Below are 1,685 nucleotides of genomic sequence, written 5' to 3'. Positions count from 1 at the left end.
CGGGAGCGGGCAGGCTGACCGCGCAGGGAGCCTTGTCGCCGGTGGCGAGGACGATGGGCGCGGCGGGGCGGTTGCCCCACCACCAGCGCACCATGCGGGCGTCGGTGGTGGCCGCGAGGAGGCCGGGGTCGAAGGGGTGGGCGCCGGGAACCGTGCACTCAGGGTCCGGACAGCCGCAGCGGGCCCGGCCCTGGGGATCGGGTGCCACGCCCGGGAGTACGGGCCATTGCCATTCTGTCGCGAAGGTCAGGGCCGCGCTGAGCATCTCAGACCTCCTGTTGTCTCGCCTGGACAGGAGCCTGCGTCGCTTTCCGAGGATCTCGCGCATGAGCGCTCGTTCCTTTCCGTTGCACCGCTGGCAACACCGAGGACCACATCACACCATGTGTCGATCACTTCACTGTGCGTACCTGTTGGCGCATCACACCCCTGCGCGAAGCAAGGGGAACCCGTGCGTGCATGAAAAGCATGGGCGTGGCGTGGGGGTGGCGAAGTCTGGCGTTTGCCGTCCCGCGTATTTCTCTCCGCCTCCGCCACGGGAGGATGGGGCACGATCGTCGGTGGTTAAGACGCCCGGGTCCCTCACCAGGTTCCGGGCGGCCCCCGCCACCCCTGGTCTTCTCCGAGTACGTACCCATCACGACCGCTGTGACGCTCCGTCGAGCAAGCCCAGTCGACCGCAATGGACCGTCCCCTGATGCAGTTTTAAGCCAACTTTGCCAATCCGCAAGGGGAGAGCGAAATGCCCCCGCGAAACCCATGGACACCAGGAATCCCAGCAGGACAATGCTGGACATCCCCTCACGAGTGCGTGTACATGTGGAGACACTGCCAGCGGCGCAGAATGACATGGGGGTTTGCGATGCTTTTGAGCAATACGCACCGGTCGGAAAGCCGGACGCCATGAACGCCCCTCACCCTCCGAAAGTGGCTGGAATCGATTCAACGGTTCCCTCGCCCGCACACACTGTCGCGCCCGCGCCTGCCGCCACCGGTACCCCTCCGGCCCCTTCCCCTAACGTCCAGAACCCGCCGGATACCGCTCCGAACGCGCCAAGTGCCCTGCTCCAGGACCGTCTCGCCGGCTGGGTGTCCGACCTCACGACCCTCCATGAACTCACGGAGCGGCTGACCCGCACGGACGCACTCGCCGACGCACTCCAGGAACTGCTGCGCGCCGGAGCCGCCCTGGTGGGCGCCCGGCGCGGACTCGTCGTCCTGGAACCCGGCGACGGCCTCGGCCCCCACACCACCATCGGCCTGGGCCTCGACCGCTCCGACCTCGGCCACATCGAGACCGTCCCACGCGGGGCGATGTCCTACGGCCAGATTCTGGACGGGAACCCGGGCGGCGAGGGCGGCAAGGACGGCAGGCGGGACGAGATCGTCCACCCCGACCTGTTCGCCGAGGACGGCCTCGACCCGCGCCACCGCGAGGTGGCCGTACGCCTGGGCTACGCGGCCAGTTACGCGCTGCCCCTGGCGACCGACGCGGCCGGGCGGCTGGGCGCCGCCGTGTGGCTGTACGACGAGCCCGCCGAGCCGGTCGAGCGGCAGCGCCATCTCGTCGGCCTGTACGCCCGTTTCGCCACCGAGCACCTGGCGCGGCTCCTCGAAGTCGAGCGCACGCGCGCGTGCGTGGCGACCATCGCCGAGGAGCTGCTGCCGTCCCGGCTCCCCCGCGT

The 1,685-nt window shown here is 69.4% G+C and carries 1 protein-coding gene and 1 pseudogene; one reads left to right on the top strand and one right to left on the bottom strand.

Annotated elements, in window-relative coordinates; genetic code table 11:
- On the bottom strand, nt 1-328 hold a 328-nt coding region (locus R6V09_RS52500; protein WP_317888459.1), incomplete at its 3' end, for a bifunctional DNA primase/polymerase.
- A 458-nt stretch (nt 329-786) separates the two neighbouring features.
- On the opposite strand from R6V09_RS52500, the pseudogene R6V09_RS52495 reads away from it, so the two are divergent.
- Nucleotides 787-1,685: pseudogene (locus R6V09_RS52495) on the top strand (phosphatase); the annotation flags it as partial.

Source organism: Streptomyces sp. W16 (genome assembly GCF_033194735.1).
Classification (GTDB): Bacteria; Actinomycetota; Actinomycetes; order Streptomycetales; family Streptomycetaceae; genus Streptomyces.
The sequence above is the reverse complement of the archived record's forward strand: the minus strand, read 5'-3'. Positions and strand labels throughout refer to the sequence as shown.